The organism is Haloterrigena alkaliphila (genome assembly GCF_017352155.2).
Lineage (GTDB): Archaea > Halobacteriota > Halobacteria > Halobacteriales > Natrialbaceae > Haloterrigena > Haloterrigena alkaliphila.
This window is the reverse complement of record NZ_CP071462.1, coordinates 1,568,666-1,586,504: the sequence shown is the minus strand read 5'-3', so window position 1 is coordinate 1,586,504 and position 17,839 is coordinate 1,568,666. Positions and strand designations below refer to the sequence as shown.

20 protein-coding genes are annotated in these 17,839 nt (G+C 67.0%); 6 read left to right on the top strand and 14 right to left on the bottom strand.

Features of this window, described 5'->3' with window-relative positions; translation table 11 throughout:
- Positions 1-51 precede the first annotated feature (51 nt).
- Positions 52-489: a hypothetical protein gene (locus tag J0X25_RS26515; RefSeq protein ID WP_207290540.1), complete on the top strand. Its 438-nt coding sequence runs from the start codon at positions 52-54 to the stop codon at positions 487-489.
- Positions 490-578: 89 nt separating this feature from the next.
- Here the strand turns inward: J0X25_RS26515 and J0X25_RS26510 are convergent, their stop codons facing one another.
- The 6 genes from J0X25_RS26510 to rpl18a form a co-directional block, all read right to left on the bottom strand.
- The gene (locus tag J0X25_RS26510; RefSeq protein ID WP_207290539.1) at positions 579-2,198 is read right to left on the bottom strand and encodes a Coenzyme F420 hydrogenase/dehydrogenase, beta subunit C-terminal domain; all 1,620 of its coding nucleotides are present in this window, start codon (positions 2,196-2,198) and stop codon (positions 579-581) included.
- Complete coding sequence (locus J0X25_RS26505; protein WP_207290538.1) at positions 2,188-3,888, bottom strand: nitrite/sulfite reductase; 1,701 nt, start codon at positions 3,886-3,888, stop codon at positions 2,188-2,190. Before J0X25_RS26505 ends, J0X25_RS26510 begins: the two co-directional genes overlap by 11 nt.
- Positions 3,889-4,231: 343 nt before the next feature.
- A complete protein-coding gene (locus tag J0X25_RS26500) occupies positions 4,232-4,810 on the bottom strand; it encodes a hypothetical protein (protein ID WP_207290537.1) in 579 nt (192 codons plus the stop codon).
- A 117-nt stretch (positions 4,811-4,927) separates the two neighbouring features.
- The gene (ftsY, locus tag J0X25_RS26495) at positions 4,928-6,472 is read right to left on the bottom strand and encodes a signal recognition particle-docking protein FtsY (RefSeq protein ID WP_207290536.1); all 1,545 of its coding nucleotides are present in this window, start codon (positions 6,470-6,472) and stop codon (positions 4,928-4,930) included.
- Between the two features lie 21 nt (positions 6,473-6,493).
- The gene (gene pfdA / locus J0X25_RS26490) at positions 6,494-6,946 is read right to left on the bottom strand and encodes a prefoldin subunit alpha (protein ID WP_207290535.1); all 453 of its coding nucleotides are present in this window, start codon (positions 6,944-6,946) and stop codon (positions 6,494-6,496) included.
- Positions 6,943-7,119, bottom strand: a complete 177-nt coding sequence (gene rpl18a / locus J0X25_RS26485; RefSeq protein WP_207290534.1) for a 50S ribosomal protein L18Ae — start codon at positions 7,117-7,119, stop codon at positions 6,943-6,945. The genes pfdA and rpl18a overlap by 4 nt, the downstream gene beginning before the upstream one ends.
- Positions 7,120-7,324: 205 nt before the next feature.
- Between rpl18a and J0X25_RS26480 the strand changes: the two genes are divergently transcribed.
- Both J0X25_RS26480 and J0X25_RS26475 read left to right on the top strand, forming a co-directional pair.
- A complete protein-coding gene (locus J0X25_RS26480) occupies positions 7,325-7,636 on the top strand; it encodes an ASCH domain-containing protein (RefSeq protein ID WP_207290533.1) in 312 nt (103 codons plus the stop codon).
- 59 nt (positions 7,637-7,695) lie between these two features.
- Complete coding sequence (locus tag J0X25_RS26475) at positions 7,696-8,712, top strand: alcohol dehydrogenase catalytic domain-containing protein (protein ID WP_207290532.1); 1,017 nt, start codon at positions 7,696-7,698, stop codon at positions 8,710-8,712.
- Positions 8,713-8,805: 93 nt separating this feature from the next.
- On the opposite strand, the gene J0X25_RS26470 is transcribed toward J0X25_RS26475, so the two are convergent.
- The 6 genes from J0X25_RS26470 to J0X25_RS26445 form a co-directional block, all read right to left on the bottom strand.
- Positions 8,806-9,471: a translation initiation factor IF-6 gene (locus tag J0X25_RS26470; protein WP_207290531.1), complete on the bottom strand. Its 666-nt coding sequence runs from the start codon at positions 9,469-9,471 to the stop codon at positions 8,806-8,808.
- 2 nt (positions 9,472-9,473) lie between these two features.
- Entirely contained in the window at positions 9,474-9,752 is a 279-nt protein-coding gene (locus J0X25_RS26465; RefSeq protein WP_207290530.1) for a 50S ribosomal protein L31e, read from the bottom strand.
- Positions 9,753-9,754: 2 nt separating this feature from the next.
- Positions 9,755-9,907, bottom strand: a complete 153-nt coding sequence (locus tag J0X25_RS26460; RefSeq protein WP_207290529.1) for a 50S ribosomal protein L39e — start codon at positions 9,905-9,907, stop codon at positions 9,755-9,757.
- Between the two features lie 136 nt (positions 9,908-10,043).
- Positions 10,044-10,988, bottom strand: coding sequence for a hypothetical protein (locus J0X25_RS26455; RefSeq protein WP_226777003.1), 945 nt, complete (start codon positions 10,986-10,988; stop codon positions 10,044-10,046).
- 190 nt (positions 10,989-11,178) lie between these two features.
- Positions 11,179-11,736 carry an RNA 2',3'-cyclic phosphodiesterase gene (thpR, locus tag J0X25_RS26450; RefSeq protein ID WP_207290527.1) on the bottom strand — a complete coding sequence of 186 codons (558 nt, stop codon included), beginning with the start codon at positions 11,734-11,736 and terminating at the stop codon, positions 11,179-11,181.
- Positions 11,737-11,875: 139 nt separating this feature from the next.
- Positions 11,876-12,535: a prolipoprotein diacylglyceryl transferase gene (locus J0X25_RS26445; RefSeq protein WP_207290526.1), complete on the bottom strand. Its 660-nt coding sequence runs from the start codon at positions 12,533-12,535 to the stop codon at positions 11,876-11,878.
- Between the two features lie 255 nt (positions 12,536-12,790).
- On the opposite strand from J0X25_RS26445, the gene J0X25_RS26440 reads away from it, so the two are divergent.
- Both J0X25_RS26440 and J0X25_RS26435 read left to right on the top strand, forming a co-directional pair.
- On the top strand, positions 12,791-13,666 hold the full coding sequence (locus J0X25_RS26440; protein WP_207290525.1) for a tetratricopeptide repeat protein: 876 nt from the start codon (positions 12,791-12,793) through the stop codon (positions 13,664-13,666).
- A gap of 3 nt (positions 13,667-13,669) precedes the next feature.
- A complete protein-coding gene (locus tag J0X25_RS26435; RefSeq protein WP_207290524.1) occupies positions 13,670-13,969 on the top strand; it encodes a DUF424 domain-containing protein in 300 nt (99 codons plus the stop codon).
- Here the strand turns inward: J0X25_RS26435 and J0X25_RS26430 are convergent, their stop codons facing one another.
- Both J0X25_RS26430 and J0X25_RS26425 read right to left on the bottom strand, forming a co-directional pair.
- A complete protein-coding gene (locus J0X25_RS26430) occupies positions 13,970-14,845 on the bottom strand; it encodes an ABC transporter permease (protein ID WP_207290523.1) in 876 nt (291 codons plus the stop codon).
- Positions 14,842-15,819, bottom strand: a complete 978-nt coding sequence (locus tag J0X25_RS26425) for an ABC transporter ATP-binding protein (protein ID WP_207290522.1) — start codon at positions 15,817-15,819, stop codon at positions 14,842-14,844. The genes J0X25_RS26430 and J0X25_RS26425 overlap by 4 nt, the downstream gene beginning before the upstream one ends.
- 421 nt (positions 15,820-16,240) lie before the next feature.
- On the opposite strand from J0X25_RS26425, the gene J0X25_RS26420 reads away from it, so the two are divergent.
- Positions 16,241-17,485, top strand: a complete 1,245-nt coding sequence (locus J0X25_RS26420) for an aminotransferase class V-fold PLP-dependent enzyme (RefSeq protein ID WP_207290521.1) — start codon at positions 16,241-16,243, stop codon at positions 17,483-17,485.
- The last annotated feature ends 354 nt before the right edge of the window (positions 17,486-17,839 follow it).

Below are 17,839 nucleotides of genomic sequence, written 5' to 3'. Positions count from 1 at the left end.
GCGAACGTTACGAGACGATTTCTTTTCGTCCGGGCCGGTACCGCGACTGGTATGGACGAGCAGGCCCGGCAACCGACGGCGCTGGACGACGAAGAGGGAGCGCGGCTCGCGAAACTCGCACTCGAAACCGAGTACGTCGCCCGCCTCGAGGCGTATCTCGCCGACGAACACGACGAGACGGTGGCGACCGACGAGCCCCGTGCGTTCGAACTCGACGACGGCGTTCGAGCAGTCACCGTTTCGGACGGGACGGACGACGGCCCCAGACCGGACGTCGCGATAACGGTCCACGTCGACGACGGGGACGTCGTGCAGGCCACCGCGGAACGCCACGACGTCCCCGACGCAACCGTCGAACTCGCGTTCCCGACGGAACTCGCGCCCGGGCCGGAAGCCGCGGTCACGGACATCCTCCGACCGACGGGCCAGTCCGTCGCCGTCACCGTCGACGAGGGAGCGGACGTCACGACGTACACGATCGAGACCTGAGTCCGCTGCTGACGCGTACGCGGCGCTCGTGACGTAGATCCGGGGAACCGCTATCGAACGAATCGGAGAAGAAATCGCGGCGAACCGACCTAGTGGCCCTGGTCGTGGGGGTTCAGCGCCGTGCCGTAGTTCTCGGCGTGGTCGGTGTAGTCGATGAAGCGCGGCGCGTCGGGGTCGAAGGGACGCTCGAGGCTCTCGAAGGCCTTCTTCTTGTCCCAGCCCTGCAGTTTGCCGACCGCGGACTTGTCCTCCAAGTCGTGGTAGTCGAGGTTCGGCTCGGTGAGGTCCCACGCCTTCATCCCCTGCTCGGTCCGGATGATGACGCTCGAGTAGTCGTCGGCCGAGCCGACGGAGCCGACGGTGATGTCCGAACAGAAGCCGGTGAAGTCGGCACACTCGTCACAGCCCTTCAGCGCGGCGTCGTGGAAGTTCTCGACGTCCTCCTCGAGGATCATCTCGCCGTCGTGGCCGTAGACCATCATCTTGCCGTGGAGGACGTCCATCTTGCCGATCTCCTCGGGCGAGATGCCCCGCTTTTCCTCCAACTGCTCGCCCATGAGGCTGTAGTAGTTGAAGTTCTTCGTACACATCAGCGAGATGGTGTAGTCCACCGCGCGGATGCCCTCGTTCTGGGCCTGGTAGTCCCACTCGAAGTCCTGCAGGGCGCGGATGCCCTCGATCTCGCAGGGCGTGCCGACCAGCGCGAGCGAGAGGTCGTCCCAGTCCTTGTCGGGGAGCTTGTGCTCCCACTGTTTCAGGTCGAGGTTGCCCAGCGCGAGCGTCTGGTTGTAGACGGTGCCGGCGTTCGCGATGAGTTCCTCGGTCGTGGTCGCGAGGTAGCTCTCTGCCTTCCACTCCTCTTCCTCGCTCTCGGTGGCGACGAGCGCGCCGTCGATCTCGCCCTCCTCGAGCAGCGTCGCGAGGATACCGGTGACGACGCCGCCGTCCTGGGCGCCGTCGGTCCAGTCGTCCTCGACCTTCGCGGAGAACTCCGTGATCGGGTCGCCGGCGCCCTTGACGTTGTCCTCGCCGCCGGTGATCTTCCACTGGCGCTCGTAGCGCAGGCCGCCGCGGGGACAGAAGTCCCAACAGAGCGAACAGCCGGTACACATCTTGACCAGTTCCGGCAGGTCGTCGTCGCCGACGCCGATCGAGTCCGAGGGACAGGCGGCGACGCAGGTCCCACACTGGATACAGCGGCCCTCGTCGATGACCGCCTCGTCCAGTTCCATGAACCAGGTCTTCTCGTCGGGCGTCTCGATGTCGTTCATCCGCGACCGGATCGAGTACTCCGGCGTCTCGAGATTGACACCCTCCGGAACCCCGACGCGGGTGTCCGGCGCGTCGCCGTAGACGTCCTGGCTGACGTTCTCCGCGGGCTCGGTGAACTCGAGCTCGCCGAGTTCGCCCATCTCGTCGACGTTGGCGGCGCCCGCTCCGTCGGTGGCGACGCGCTTATCGCCGGCCGATTCGGCGGTCGGCTCGGCCGTCTTCTCGCCGCAGGTGCAGGTGTCGGGCGAGCAGCTGTCGTCGTTAGCGCCGCCGTCCGTCGCGATGGCGCCGTCTCGAGCGTGCTCCGTTCCCTCGCGCGAGCGCGGCGCGGCGTCGCCCGTTTCGGGGAACATGACCGCTTCGTCGTCGTCCGTGTTCGACTCGGGGACGGTCGGGAAGACGCGCTCATCGGGATCGTTGGAGCCGTTAGTCCCCATGAGCAACACCTCGCGCGACCGGCGCGTCGGCTCCTTGCATGATCTGTCGGAGTCGCTCGTTGTCGACGCGGCGACACCACTCGTAGAACTTCTCGCCGCCCTCGCGGCCCTCGCTGTAGGCCTCGAACAGCTGCTCGAGGGCGGGGATCACGGCGTGGGCGGGGACAGCGTTCTCGACCCAGTCGAGGAACTCGTTGTCCGCGCCGAGCGAGCCGCCGAGTCCGAAGTCCATGCCCTCGACGATGTTGTCGCCCTCCGCGTTGGTGCTGTTCTCGTCGTCGACCTTGACGGTCTCGCCGCGGAAGCCGATGTCCGCGATCTGGGGCTGGGCGCACGACGCGGAACAGCCGGACATGTGCATCCGGATGGCCTCGATGTCGTCGGGGACGTCGATGCGCTCGTCGAGTTCGCGAGCCCAGCGCTTGGTGCGCTTCTTCGTCTCGATGATCGCGTAGTTACAGAACTCGTTGCCCGTGCAGCCGACCGCGCCGCGGGAGAACGGCCCCGGATCGGGGCTGTACTCCTGTGCGAACGGCTCCGCGAGCAGGTCGTCGACGTTCTCGTCGGGAATGTGGGTGATGAGGAAGTTCTGATCGGTCGCGAGGCGCACGGAGGCGTCCTCGGTGCCGTACTTCTCGGCGGCGCGGGCGGCCGCGGCGAACTCGTCGCCGCCCGTGCGGCCGGCGATCACGTTGAAGCCGACGTAGTTGAGCCCGTCCTGTTTCTGCTCGTGAACGCCGACGTGGTCGCCCTGGTAGCCGACGGTCAGGTTCTCGCCGCCGGTCGGCAGGTCGACGGTACAGCGGTCGCGGATGGCCTCCTCGAACTTCTCGGGGCCCATCTGTTCGACGAGGTATCGCATGCGGCAGACGCCGCGGTTGTTGCGGTCGCCCAGTTCCTTGAACGTCTGGGCGACGGCGCGACAGAACTCGACGGCGTCCTCGGGCCTGATGAAGACGTCCAGTTCGGAGCCCATCCGCGGCCCGTCGGAGAGGCCGCCGCCGACGCGAGCGTGGAAGCCGTAGAGGTGCTCGCCGTTTATCTCCTTCTTCGCGGGAACCAGTCCGACGTCGTTGATCTGGGACTGCGCGCAGTCGTGAGCGCAGCCGGTGATCGTGATCTTGAACTTCCGCGGGAGGTTGGCGTACTCGCGGTTGTTCGTGAAGAACTCGGAGACGGCGTCGATGACCGGCTGGGCGTTGAAACACTCGTGGTCGTCGAGTCCGGCGGCGGGACAGCCCAGCACGTTCCGGGCCGAGTCACCGCAGCCCTGGACCGTCGTCAGGCCGACCTCGTCGTAGCGCTCCCACATCTCGGGAACGTCTTCGACGCGGATCCAGTGTTTCTGGATGTCCTGTCGGGTCGTGATGTCGAGGTAGGCGTCTCCCCAGAGTTCGTTCTGCTCCGCGCCGCCGTACTCGTCGGGCGCGACGGCGAGGTCGTCCGTGACCTCGCCGATGACCTCGGCCTGTTCGGGGGTGAGCTTCCCGCCCGGGACCTTGGTCCGGATCATGAAGTAGCCCTCCTGCTTCTGGGCGTACATCCCGGCCCACTTCAGGCGCTCCCACTCGCCGCCGCCGGCGCGCTCCTCGATCTCCTCGAAGGAGAGTTCGTCCTCGGCGTAGTCGTAGACGTCGTCGATCACGTCGAGCGGGTGCTTGTTCTGCTTGTACTGTTCCGTCGTGTTCATTCGGACCACCACTGGGAAGCGTCGCCAGTCGCCAGCAGAGCGATCACACTATCGTAAAGAGCCATCGTTTAGCGGGTAGTATCACCCGAAGCCTATACCACCCTGCAAAGGGGCGAATCATGACGAGGGTCGTTTGCACCAGTAAATATTGCCTCATCGTGGCTGCCCCAGCGGTCGGTCACGAGGAGATAATCCCTGTGAGGGTGGCAGACGGGCGGCGACAGACCACCGTCTCGAAACGCGTCACCGATAGCGGCCACATTATCCGAGATCCGAGCGACCGACGCGAACTGAGTCGCGTCGCGACGGGGACGGCCGGCCACGCGCTCCGAAACGATCGCGCTCAGTCGAAACACGCTACCGGTTCGCCCGCACTCCGCGGATCGGGTTCGAACTCGGGGCCGTTCGCGATCCCGTCGTAGCGCGCCCGGAGGACGATATTCTCGTCGACGTAGTACGTGACGCGGGTCGCCCACTCCGGTCGTTCGCCCCCCGTTGCCGTCTCGGTCTCGAGGTGGTAGACCATCGACACCAGCGCGGCGTCGCGGTCGGACTCCGACTCGACCTCGTCCGTCCGGCGCGTTCCGAACCGGAAGTCGAATGCTCGCGTCTCCGTCCCGAACGCCTCGATGAAGGCGTTTCGCCGGTACGTCGCTTCGAAGTCGCGGACGAACTGATCGACGTCGTCGAGCAACGGCTCCGACGGGTCGGGGTAGGATGCCGGTTCGAGTGCGTCGTCGACGGGCGGCGTAGCCGGTCGTGGACGCTCGGTGTCGGTACAGTCGTACGCGTCGACCGGCACGACGCCGGACTCGAGCGGTTCGTCCGACTCCGGCAGCTGACTGTCGGAACAGCCCGTCAATCCGGCGGTAACCGGCAGTAGCGAGGCGAGGAGGGCACGGCGAGAGCGGGGCCTGCGCATACCGTAATGTCAAAGAGACATTATATGTACTTTTCGTATTCTTCGGTAGAGGTTGTAGAATAACCGGATTCGCGTCGAACGGGGCCGACGAGTGGCGTCGAAGTGAGCGACCGGCGACTACTCCTCCTCGAGCAGTCGGTCGAGCATCTCGTCGGGATCGAACCGCTCGATGTCGTCGTACCCCTGCCCGACGCCGAGGAAGAGGATCGGCTTCCCGGTGACGTGAGCGACCGAGATCGCCGCACCGCCGTTGGAGTCGGCGTCGGCTTTCGTCAGGATCGCGCCGTCGATCTCGGCGGCCTCGTCGAACTCGCGGGCGCGGTTGACCGCGTCCTGGCCCGCGACCGCCTCGTCGACGAACAGCGTCATGTCGGGACCGACGACCCGGTCGATCTTCTCGAGTTGATCCATCAGTCCCTCGTTCGTGTGAAGGCGACCGGCGGTGTCGCCCAGCACGACGTCGATGTCGTTGGCCTCGGCGTACTCGACGGCGTCGTAGAGTACCGCCGCGGGGTCGCCACCCTGTTCGTGGCTGATGCACTTCGTTCCCAGGGCGTCGGCGTGCTCCTGGATCTGCTCGTTGGCGCCGGCGCGGTAGGTGTCGCCGTTGGCCATCACCGTCGAGTAGCCCTGCCGTTCGAAGTAACGGCTCAGTTTGGCGATCGAGGTGGTCTTCCCGACGCCGTTGACACCCGTGAAGACGATGGTGACCGGCTTGTCCGCGTCGGCGACGCGCTCGTCGAAGTCGAACTGGCCGACGCTGATCACGTCGTAGATGGCGTCGCGCAGGGCCTCCTCGACGACCTCGCCGGTCGACGTCGTGAAGGTCCGCGTCTCGCCGACCAGTTCGTCGCGGATGTTGTCGAGGATCTCCTCGGCGACCCCCATCTCCACGTCGCTCGAGAGCAACGCCATCTCGAGTTCGTGGAGCGGGCCCTCGAGGTCCTCCTCTTCGATGACGAACTTCCCCTTGACGAGCGAGCGCGCTTTGGCACCGAAGCCGGTCGAGCTCTCGTCGGCGTCGTCCTCGGCCGCCGCAGCGTCGGCCGTCTCGGCTGCCTCGGCGTCCGCCGGTTCGTCCGTCTCGACTGGACCGGCCGGCTCGTCCGTATCGGCCGTGTCCGTCGACTCGTCGGCTTCGCTGCCCCGTTCGATCATCCCCTTGAGGTCGAGTCCGGATTCCGCCTCGGACTCGGCTTCGGGGTCCGATTCGGGTTCGGTCGCCGGCTCCGCGGCCGACGGCTCGTCCGTCGACGACGTCTCGGCCTCGACTCCTGCAGGGGACGACGCGGGTTCCGTCCCGGCGTCGGCCTCCGCCTCGGCGCTGACCTCCGCCGTCTCGGTCGGCTCCGGCGTCTCGGTCGCCGCCGTCTCGGCCTCGCGGTCGCTCGCTGGCTCGTCGACGCCGTCGTCGACCGGTTCACCGGTAGTATCAGGAGCGTCGGGTTCGGCCGTCGCGTCGTCGGTCGTCACCTCGGCTTCGGCGTCGGTCGGCGCCGCCGCCTCGCTGGCGTCGGCCGCACCGTCGGCGTCGGCCGCCTCGGCGTCCTCGAGTTCCGCCGCCTCGAGGTCGTCCTCGTCGACGTCCTCGACGTTCTCTTCGGCGGCCTCTTCGGCGTCTTTCCGGAAGCTCCCGAGCTTGTCCTTCAGGTTGTCAAACATGGTGGGAAAGAAGGCCCCTCGTTACTCGTCGGGCTGTTGCTGACCCTGGCCCATCTGCTGCATCTGCTGTTGCATCGCCTGCTGTTGAAGCTGCTGGGCCTGCTGCTCGAGTTCCTCGCTCTCGGTCTCGAGTTCGGCGATCTCCGAGTTGACCTCGTCGATGCGGTCGTCGAGGTTCTCTTTCTTGCTCTCGAGGGCGTCGATAGCGCCGTCCTGTTCGAACTCCGCGGCGTAGTCGGCGCCGAGTTCGACGATCACTTCGTCGATGTCCTCGATGCTCGCACGGAGGTAGGCCCCGCCGCCGATCGGGACCTGTACCGTCGAGTCGGTCTCGAGCGTCTCGAGGGCCTCGATGGCCTCGTCGGTCTCGCTCTTCTGTTGCTGGATGGCCTCGACGTTCTCGTTGAGGGCCTCGATCTGTTCTTCGATCTCCTGAAGCTCCTGGGAAAGCTGCTGTAGTTGTTGCTGACTCATTGTGGGTCGACCTCCTCGAGTTCGATCTGCGTCCGCTTCAGTCCGTGCTGACTGCCGAGTCGAGAGAGAACGTACTCGCGGGCGACGTTCTCGTTTTCGGCGTCGACCGACGTTTCGAACGGCGCGTACCCGTCGCGATTCTCGAAACGACCGGTGACCGTAAACTGACTCATGGCACACACTCCGGCAGGCAGTCGGAAGAATGTTCCTTTCCGTCGGAGGCAGGCCAGGATCTCGATCGGGGCGAAATACCGTCGATACGCGCGATATCTGGCCGGGCCGCCGGTCCGACGATCCGTCCGTAGCGTACCGGGAGAGCGCGGTCGTCGACGATATCCGCACCATAACGATTTTGCGTGCGATCACGTACGACCTCCCATGAGCGAACTCGAGTCCGAGGAGTTACTGCCCAGCGAGCGAATGCGAAGCCAGGCTCTCGAGGGCGACGTCACCCAGATCCACCGCGGCCACCGGTACGCCGACGAGGGCGACACGTTCGCCATCGACGGAACCGCGTTCGAGGTGACCGACGTGACCGAGCGCCGGCTCGGCGACCTGACCGACGAGGACGCGCAGGCGGAGGGGATGGACGACCTCGAGGGATATCGGCGAATGCTCGAGCGCGCCCACGAGAACTTCGAGTGGGACGACGACAGCGAGGTCGTCCGCCACCGGTTCGAACCCCGGTAAGCGTCGGGCGGCCGGGACGGCGAATACACCTATCCGTTCGAGACTCGATAGCTCATCGCATGCGTGTCGCGGCGTTCACTGCCGGCGAGAGTATCGACGAAATCGAGGTGCAGCAGCGTCCCGATCCGACGCCCGAGCGCGGCGAGGCGGTCGTCCGCGTCGAGGCGGCGGCGCTCAACCACCGCGATCTCTGGAAGATCCACGACGACGGGCGGCTCGGCGACGAGGAGTTCCCGTTCGTTCCGGGCGGCGACCTCGCCGGCACCGTGGCGGAGACGGGCCCGAACGTCTCGAGGGTCGCGGAGGGCGATCGGGTCGTCCTCTGCCCCCTGAATACCTGCGGCGAGTGTCGGTTCTGTCGCGACGGCCCGGAGAACATGTGCGAGAACTACGGCAGCTACGACGGGGCGTTCGCCGAGCGAGCGCTCGTCGACGCCAGCCGCCTCGTCCCGCTTCCCGACGCGGTCGACGTCGTCGACGCGGCCGCGCTTCCGATCGCCTACGTGACCGCTTACCGGATGCTCGAGCGGGGCGATACCGGCGCGGGCGACCGCGTGTTCGTCCCCGGCGCGACCGGCGGCGTCGGAATCGCTGCGGTGCAACTCGCGTCGCTGATGGGCGCGGAGACGATCGGCACCTCGACGTCGGCGACGAAACTCGAGCGCGTCGAACGGGAGGGGCTGGAGCACGCGATTCACGCCGGCGATCCCGACGAGATCCGGGAGGCCGTCGAACGGGTCGGCGAGGTCGACGTGACGATCAACCACCTCGGCGGCCCCTACACCCGCGTCGGCGCCGAAGTCCTCCGGACGAACGGCGCGATGGTCATCTGCGGACGCACCGCTGGCCAGTACCCCGAGTTCGACGCTCGAGACCTCTATTACGGCCACAAACGCATCCTGGGGAGCACCCTCGGGACCCAGCCCGACCTCGAGCGGCTCGTCGGGTTCGTCGCCGACGGCCGCCTCGAACCGGTCGTCGCCGAGCAGTACCCGCTCGCGGAGACGGCGCGGGCGTTCCGCAATATGGACGACCGGGAGCAGGTCGGGAAACTGGTTATCAGGCCACAGCGATAGCGTGGCCTCGGACGATACGAACGGATCGCTCGAGAACCGGCGATCGAACGGTGAAAACGGGAGTCAGGGCGACTCGAGAGCGGGGGTCGACGGTCAGTCGAGATAGCCGAGGGCGTCCTCGATCCGGCCCAGTTCCGGCCCCGTCGTGTCCTCGCCGACGACGTAGCCGGCCTCGTTGGCGATCAGCCCCGAGCCGACCAGCGGCGCACCGTAGTTGATGGTGCCGACATCGGCCCGGACGTCCAGAACCTCCTCGAGGACGTCCAGTTCCTCGTCGGTCGCCTTCGGATGACAGAGCACCCCGGTGTTGGTCGCGACGGCGGCCGTTCCCACGGTGCGGACGCCGGCGAGGTCGCCGCGTTCGACGGGAACCTCGAGGGTGTCTTTCACGATCTCGACCGTCTCCCGTGGGAGGTCGGGGTGGACGTACGCGCCGTAGTCGTTCGCCAGCACGACGTTGCCCGCGGCGTTGATGTTCCCCGGCAGTTCCGCGACGGGGACGTCGACCGCCTCCTCGAGGCGGTCGCGTTCGTACTCGAGGACGCGGGAACTGACGAGCAGGCCGTTCTCGTTACCCGTCGCTAGCGCGCCGACCGTCGAGGAGCCGCCGACGGTCGTCTGGACCGCGGGCACCTCGAGTTCGTCGGTCAGGTCGGCGACGACGTCGTCGTCGACGTCCGGGCGAACGAGCACGCACGAGTCGGTCGCGCGGGCGAAGACGCCGACGTAGGCCGACCCGGCGAAGGCGAGACGCAGCAAATTTACTCGGCGACCTCGGCCTCGACGACGGCCTCACCCTCTTCGTCGAAGCGGGCCGCACGGACGCGCAGCTTTCGCGGCGGGTTGGCTCGGCCGTTCGACCAGACCTCTTCGTTGATCGAGGGGTCCAGTCGGATGGCGTCCTCGTCGACGGCGAAGTGTTTCGCGAGGTGTTCGCGGACGAGTCGCATCGCGTAGTCGGCGGCCTCGTGGTTGGCCCCCTTCTTGACGTCGCGCAGCGGAACGGTGACGACGCGTTCCTCGAAATCACTTGCGCTCATCGTTACTCGTCAGTGTCATTGCGCCGCCAGTTGCGGCGCTTGGGGTTTCGCTGGACGTCCATGTCGGTCTTCATCATGACCCAGGCCGGCACGCGGCTGTTCTGGTTCTCGAGTTTGGCAAGTCGCTTCTTCTTGCCCTTCGTTTTCTTACCCATAGTAGCCGCACGTAGCCTACGCTGGCATAAAATCTTGTCCATCTCGCCGACGAGGCCGGAGGGCGGCGGATTCGACCGCCGGGACTCACAGCGCGATCGATCGGCGACGGATCGGCCACGGTTACGAGCGTCCGTTCTACTCCGACGAGCGTCCGTCGTGTTCCGTCGAACCCCCGTCGTCATCCGACGAGAGCCCGTTGCGCTCGAGGTACCGGGTAACCGCCTCACAGGTCGCGTCGCTGAGCGTGGTCGTGTACTCCCAGTTTTCGACCCCCTCGGAGCCGTCGTGGCGGGCGAATCGGTCGTGGTCGGCACAGCCACTGCCGTGGAATCGGGTGCCGGCACCGAACTCGGCCCGCCCGGCGTAGGCGGACGCCATCGGGGAGATCCGCAGCGTCTCCTCGTCGGTCCGGACCGCGGTGCCGAGGTGGTGATTACAGCCCGATCCGACGACCGACTGGGCCACGTCGCTCGAGACGAACGTGTGCAGCGTCTCGTGGATCGCCATGTTCGCCGTCACCGCCCGCGAGTCCCAGAGCTCGGTCGCCCCGAGGTTCGCGACGGTCAGCGCGTCGCCGCTCGTGCCCCCGGCGTCGATCCCGACCCGCGCGTTCGGCGACAGCGTCCCGCCGTAGCCGACGCGGTAGTTCAGCGGCGCCCAGCACGCCAGCAGGTGGCAGGTCGACCCCGTCAGCGCGTCCCGCTCCCGGAGTCGCTCTCGAAAGCCGTCGAGGACGGTCTCGAGCGAGGGGACGACCACGCCGGACGGCCGCTGAACCGTAGACAGCGGAAGGCTGACCGGGGCCCCGCGCTCGACGCGGACCTCGGCGTCCTCGAGGCGCGAGCGCTCGCGTGCGTACTCGAGGACCTGCTCGAGCGCACCGTCGACGGCGTCCAGCGCCTCCCGGTGGGGCGTCGTCCAGTCGCCTCGCAGGCCGGCGACGCCCGCCTGCAGTCGGACGCGCAGCGGGATCGAGGTGGGGTAGACGCGCACGTGCAGCGCCGCGTCGCCGACTGGTCGTTCGGCGCCTCGGGCTCGGGAGACGGTGGCCACGCCGGCCGCGCCGCCGACGGCGGCCAGCACCTCTCTGCGAGAGACGGAGGCGGCGCTGGCGGTCGCTGCGGTCGATGGGGACGGGAGCGACGGTATCACGAGGGATCGACGGCGATGATCGCCGTGCTACTCGATCGCTACCACAAGTCCCGCAATCGGTTTCTGCCTTGCAAACGCCGGTCGGGTTTTGTACCGGTCGGTCCTCGAGGCCCAACGGTCACTCGAGCGGGAACGACTCGACCGTCGAGTACACCGGGCCCGAATCGGTCAGCGTGCTCTCGGTGAGTCGGATCTCCTCGACGCGGGCCTCGCCGACCGTCGGGTCCCGCTCGCGGACGAGCTCCTGCACCAGCTCCTTCCCGCCGGCGTGTTCCATCCGCGCGAGCGTGACGTGAGGCGTGAAGTCGTGGGACTCCGCCTCGAAGCCCATCGCCGTCGTTCGATCCTCGACGGTCTCGTGTAACCGGGTGAGCTCCTCGCCGCCCGTCTCGGTGCCGAACCAGACGACGCTGATGTACTCCAGGCTCGGGAAGACTCCCAGCCCGCCGTAGCGAACCGTGAAGGGGTCGACGCCGGCGTCGTCGACGGCGGCCGCGAGTTCGCGCTCGAGGTCGGGCAGGCGGTCCTCCGAGACATCGCCGAGGAACTTCAGCGTCACGTGGGCCTGCTCGGGATCCGTGACGTTCAGCCCGCTGGCCCCCTCGAACTCGGCCTGCAGGTCGGCGACCGGTTTCGCGAGGTCGTCGGGCAAGTCGACGCCGACGAACAGTCGCATGTACAGCTCTCGGACGGGAGGCTCCTTCAACGATGGGTCCGCCTACGGCGGGTGTCGGTTCAACCGAGTGACGCAATCTCGAGGCCCGAACGTGGTGGCTGGACCGCCGCGGCCGAATCGTCGCGGTCGAATCGGCGACTTACTGGGCGCTCTGGTTCGACTCGTCCTCGAGGTCGCTCAGATCCTCAATGACGTGGAACCCGATCAGTTCGTCCGGATCGTCCTGTGCGAGGCCGATCACGAGCCGCTCTTCCTCGGTATTCTCGATCGTGACGGTGTCGGTTGCCGACGTCCCCGACCCGGACGCGCCGGTGTCCGCGGAGTCCTGCTCGGCGGAGCCGTTCTCCTCGGCGGTACTGTTCGTGTCCGTACCGTTCTCGGCGTCCCCGTCGTCGCTCGAGGTGCTCTCGAGTCGTTCCTCGAGTTCGACGCTGACCTCGTAGTCGCCGGTCTCCGTCCAGACGTCGTCGTAGAGCGCGGCCGACTCGTCGTCGCTGGCCTCGGCGCCGTCGTCTCCCTTATTGGCCGCGAGGGCGAACGACTCCTCGAACACCACGTCCCCAGCGGGGTCGACGATCTCGACAGTTCCGTTGACCGGCCGACTGGCGCCGTTGAAGACGTTCACCTCCTTCAGCGCGAAGTCCGCGACGAAGTCCACGAGCGCCGAACAGCCGGCTAGGGAGGTGAGCGCCGCGGTCCCGCCGGCGGCGACGAACGTCCGTCGGGAGACGAGTCCGGAGTTTCGGTCGGGAGAGGCGGGCGTACCTGTCGAGTCAGGGCGGTCGATTGGCGTGGTCATGCTAGTCGCCGCTATCAGGAAGGGGGATAAAAACTTTTCTGTTGACACGTTTGTCGTGGTAATAGCGGGCCGCTCGTCACGGGTCCGTCGACATTTCGGGAAGACCCCGTCCGGGCGAGGAAGCGCTCGAGAATCGGATCCGGAGACTCGAGTTCGATCCGCCGTCGGGGACTCGGGTAGAGCCCGCCGTCGGGTGCGCGGCTGGCGATTCCCGAGGTCGCAGCCCTTAACAGTCGTCGCCGCTAGTTTCCGACAATGACCGACCGAGACGGCGATGACGACCGCGATCACCGGTTCTCCGAGGGCGAGGGGGTCGACCCCTCCTACGAGGAGTTCGATCTGGATCCGCCGGAACTGGGCGTCGATCCCTCGAAGGTCGACCCGGTCGACTCCCGCGTCGTCACCGACACGCTCGACAAGCACAACATCGACAGCGAGGACGTCGACGCCGAGGAGTTGCTCGACGTCGGGCTGAACTACATGCAGATCAACCGCTACGAGCAGGCCACCGAAGCCTTCGAGCGGGCCGCCCAGTTCGCCGAGGACGACCACACGGCCCAGGAGGCCTGGATCAACAAGGGCGTCGCCCACGCCGAACTCGAGGAGTACGACGAGGCGATCGGCGCCCACCGCGAGGCGCTGCGGCTCGACGACACGAGCGAACACGCCGCGACCGCCGAGACCAACCTCGCCTACGCGCTCTGGGAGTTCGGCGAGACCGCACAGGCCTTAGAGCACGCCGAGCGCGCCGTCGAGATCGACGAGCGCTTCGCCCAGGGCTGGTTCAACCGGGCCTTCTTCCTCTCCGAGCGGGGGCTGGCCGAGGAAGCGCTGCACTGCATCGACAACGCGATTCGGCTGGGCATGCGCAACGCGCGGGTCCTCGAGGAGAAGGCCGAGATCCTCGAGGAACTCGGCGAGTACGACGAGGCCGAAGAAATCGCCGACGAGGCGAACGAACTGCGCGAGAGCGCCGAACAGCGCCTCGTCGAGGAACGCCGGGAGATGCAGGGGCACACCCCCGAGTCGGCCGGCGGCGGCCAGCAGCGACGGGACCCACAGGGCGGGGCCGACGTTACGGATCCCGGCCGCACGTCCGACCGCGACGAAGAGGACTGGCGCCTCGAGTAACGAATGCTGGTCACAGAACGGGAGACGCCGGAAGGGTTGCTCGTCGCGGTCTGCGACGAGGACGTCCTCGGCGAGACCTTCGAGGGCGAGGGCGTCTCGCTGACCGTCACCGAGGAGTTCTACGGCGGCGACGCGGTCGACGAGAGCGCCACCGTCGAGAGCCTGGCCCGGGCCGACGTCGCCAACATCGTCGGTCGGCAGGCCGTCGAACTGGCCATCGAGGAGGGCTTCGTCGACGAGGCCAACGTCCTCGAGGTCGGCTCGACGCTGCACGCCCAGTTGCTGCGGATGGGACGGTCCTGACTACAGATCCGTCCGCTGGAACCGATAGTAGCCGATCGCGACGGGAACGGCCAGCCATACCAGCAGGACGACGACGCCGAACTCGTCCTGCAGGTAGAAGGGCGCGTCGCCGGGATACCGCTCGGCGGGCGTCATCCCGTAGGCCTCCATCGACTGGAGGCCGTACTGGAACTGGAAGGGGAACACCGACCCCTCGACGACGTTGCTGACCAGATTCGTGTAGGCGAAGATCGGATTGAACTGCTCGACGACGAGGTACCACGTCTCGGCCTCGACCGGCGGTCCTTCGCCGTAGATGAGGTGGTACGGACCGGCCGTGAGCAGTTCCCAGAGCGCGATGAGGATCATGTAGATCCCGACGACGATCGCCATCGACTTGCCCCGCGTGGAGACGGCGGCGGAGGTGCCGACGGCCAGTCCGGCGAAGGCAGCCCCGAAGAGCACGGAGACGGCGGCGAAGCCGAGCCAATCGACGAACGGGACCGAGCCGAACAGGACGGCCCCGAGCACGAGCGAGACGAGACACGCGAGCGCGACGGCGACGGTGACGACGGCCGTCCGACCGAGCAGTTTCCCGAAGACGACGTCGGTTCGGTTCGGCGGCAGGCCCAGGAGGAGCTTGATGCTTCCCGAGCGGCGCTCCCCGACGACGGCCATGTAGCCGGCGATCAGCGCCGCGATGGGGAGGATCACCTGCAGCGGCGTGGCGACGAAGCTGAGCACTTCCGCCCCGCTGACGTCGTCTACCGTGTACCAGATCGCGACGTAGCCGATCGTGACCAGTCCGACGAGCAGTCCGATCAGCGCCCAGAGCAGTTTCGACCGCCCGGCGTCCTCGAACTCCTTGCGGGCGACGGTGCCGACGTGGCCGCTCATCGGCTCACCTCCGTCTCCGAGGCGGTCACGGGAGCGGCCGTCGCGTCGGGCTCCGCCTCGCCCTCGTCGCCGCTCGTCAGCGCCGTGAACAGCGTCTCGAGCGAGACGTCCTCGATCCGCACGTCCGCGATCGTCGCCCCCGCGCGGTCGAGCGCGATCACGAGGTCGGCTTTCGCCGCGGGATCGGTGACGGTACACTCGAGGGTGTGGTCGGACGCGACGACGTCGGTGATGCCGGCGACCGACGCGGCCGGCTCGCGCACGTCGGCGGCGCCGTCGGCGAGGATCAGTTCCATCGACGCGCCGCCGCCGATCTCCTCGCGGAGCCCCGCGATGGTGTCAACGGCGACGAGTTCGCCGTCGTTCAACACGCCGACGCGATCGCAGACCGCCTCGACGTGCTGGAGGATGTGACTCGAGAAGAAGACGGTCGTTCCCCGTTCGGCCTCCGAGCGGACCAGGTCCTGCATCTCGCGGATGCCGTGGGGGTCGAGACCGCTCGAGGGCTCGTCCATGATGAGCAGGTCGGGGTCGCCCACCAGGGCCATCCCGGTCGCGAGCCGCTGACGCATCCCCTTGGAGTAGTCGCCGGCCGGTCGGTCGGCGTCGGCGGCGGAGAGGCCCACGCGCTCGACGATCGCGTCCGGATCGTCGGCGGCGTCTTTGGTCTCGATCGCGAACTCGATGTGCCGACGTCCCGAGAGACGCGGGTAGATGTCGAACCCCTCCGGCAGGACGCCGACGCGGGGGCTGATCTCGTCGATCTCGGTCTGTGCGTCGTGGCCGAGTACCGTCGCCGATCCCGCGGTCGGCCGGGTGAAATCGAGTAGCATGTTGATCGTCGTCGATTTCCCGGCGCCGTTGGGGCCCAGAAAGCCGAAGACCTCTCCCGCTTCCACCGCGAGGTCGAGATCGTCGACGGCGACGAGGTCGCCGTACGCTTTCGTCAATCCGGTCGTCTCTATCGCGGTCATGTACTTCAGCCAACACGCGAGAGACACATAACCGCTGGGCCGCAGTTTCACAGTCGGAAGTTCCGACCCGCGTGGTTCAACGCGGCGCCAGACCCGTTCGGAGTGGCGTCTGCGGCGTAATCGCCCCTCGTTGAACGTCAATCACGCGGGTGTCGGGTCACCCGGCCGGCAGTAGTACCAAAATAGTTTGGAGACATCGATATGTCGCTCCCCCAAGAACACCGAAGTGGCAGGGCAGGTTACTGGACGATCTGACCAGATCCCTGCCGAGGCACCCACCCACCAACCGACCCACCACTCCCACCGCATCCGCCTCCCGCCTCCGGTTTTTGGCCCCAACTCCCCGCACCCACCGTCGTGAACGCCGGTTCGATCGACGAGACCGAAGGAGTGTTTTGCCTGCGGTCCCTCCTAGTCGCCAATGAGTCAACAGAATCTCGAGGCGCTCGACGTCGAGGCCATCCGCGACGAGTTCCCCATCCTCGAGCGGGAGTTCGACGGCCAGCAGGTCGTCTACCTCGACAACGCGGCGACGACCCAGACCCCCGATCCGGTCGTCGACGCGATGAGCGACTACTACCGCGAGTCCAACGCGAACATCCACCGGGGGATCCACCACCTGAGTCAGGAGGCCTCCATCATGTACGAGGAGGCCCACGACCGCGTGGCGGAGTTCATCAACGCCGACGGCCGGGAGGAGGTCATCTTCACGAAGAACACGACGGAGAGCGAGAACCTCGTCGCCTACGCGTGGGGGCTGAACGAACTCGGTCCCGGCGATCGGGTCGTCCTCACGGAGATGGAACACCACGCTTCGCTGGTCACGTGGCAACAGATCGGCCAGCGCACCGGTGCCGACGTCGAGTACATCCGGATCGACGAGGACGGCCGCCTCGACATGGACCACGCCCGCGAACTGATCGACGACGACGCGGCCATCGTCTCGGCGGTCCACGTCTCGAACACGCTGGGAACGGTCAACCCCGTCGCCGAACTGACCGATCTGGCCCACGAGCACGACGCGCTCTCCTTCATCGACGGCGCCCAAGCGGTTCCGAACCGCCCCGTCGACGTCGAGGCCATCGACGCCGACTTCTACGCCTTTTCGGGCCACAAGATGGCCGGCCCCACCGGTATCGGCGTCCTCTACGGCAAGCAGCACCTCCTCGAAGAAATGGAGCCCTACCTCTACGGCGGCGGGATGATCCGGAAGGTCACCTTCGAGGACTCCACGTGGGGCGACCTGCCCTGGAAGTTCGAACCCGGCACGCCCCAGATCGCCGAGGCCGTCGGCCTCGAGGCCGCCATCGACTGGCTCGAGGAGATCGGCATGGAGCGCATCGCGGCCCACGAGGAGGAGATCGCCCGCTACGCCTACGAGCGACTCGCGGACGAGGACGACGTGGAGATCTACGGCCCCGAACCGGGCCCCGACCGCGGCGGCCTGGTCAGCTTCAACATCGAGGGCGTCCACGCCCACGACCTCGCCTCGATCATGAACGATCACACCATCGCGGTCCGCGCGGGCGACCACTGTACCCAGCCGCTGCACGACAAACTGGGGGTTCCGGCCTCGACTCGAGCGTCGTTCTACGTCTACAACACGCGGGAGGAGGTCGACAAACTGGTCGCGGCGTTAGACGACGCTCGAGAACTGTTCGCGTAAGCGACTGCTGGCTGCGGGACGGTTTCGCGGGTTCTTCGCTACTGTTCGAATCCGACGAGCGACGTCGCGGCCATCGACTGCACGACTCGAGTCGGACGCGACAGCAACGGACACAGTCCGCGTGCGGTGGCGCGCGCTGAGCCGCGAGGAGCGACAGCGACTCGCGGCCCAAATCGTGCGAGGGATGAGCGAACAACGTGAGCGAATCGGCTGGGGAGGGTGTGGAAATCCCAGTTGCCAGTAGCAGCAGAACGCACGCTCGTCGTCACTACTGATACCTGTGGTTCATCCTACCGTACCGTCAACGGGCGACTGCACACCGAACGTACTGCTGCTCGACGAATGTATTAGTCC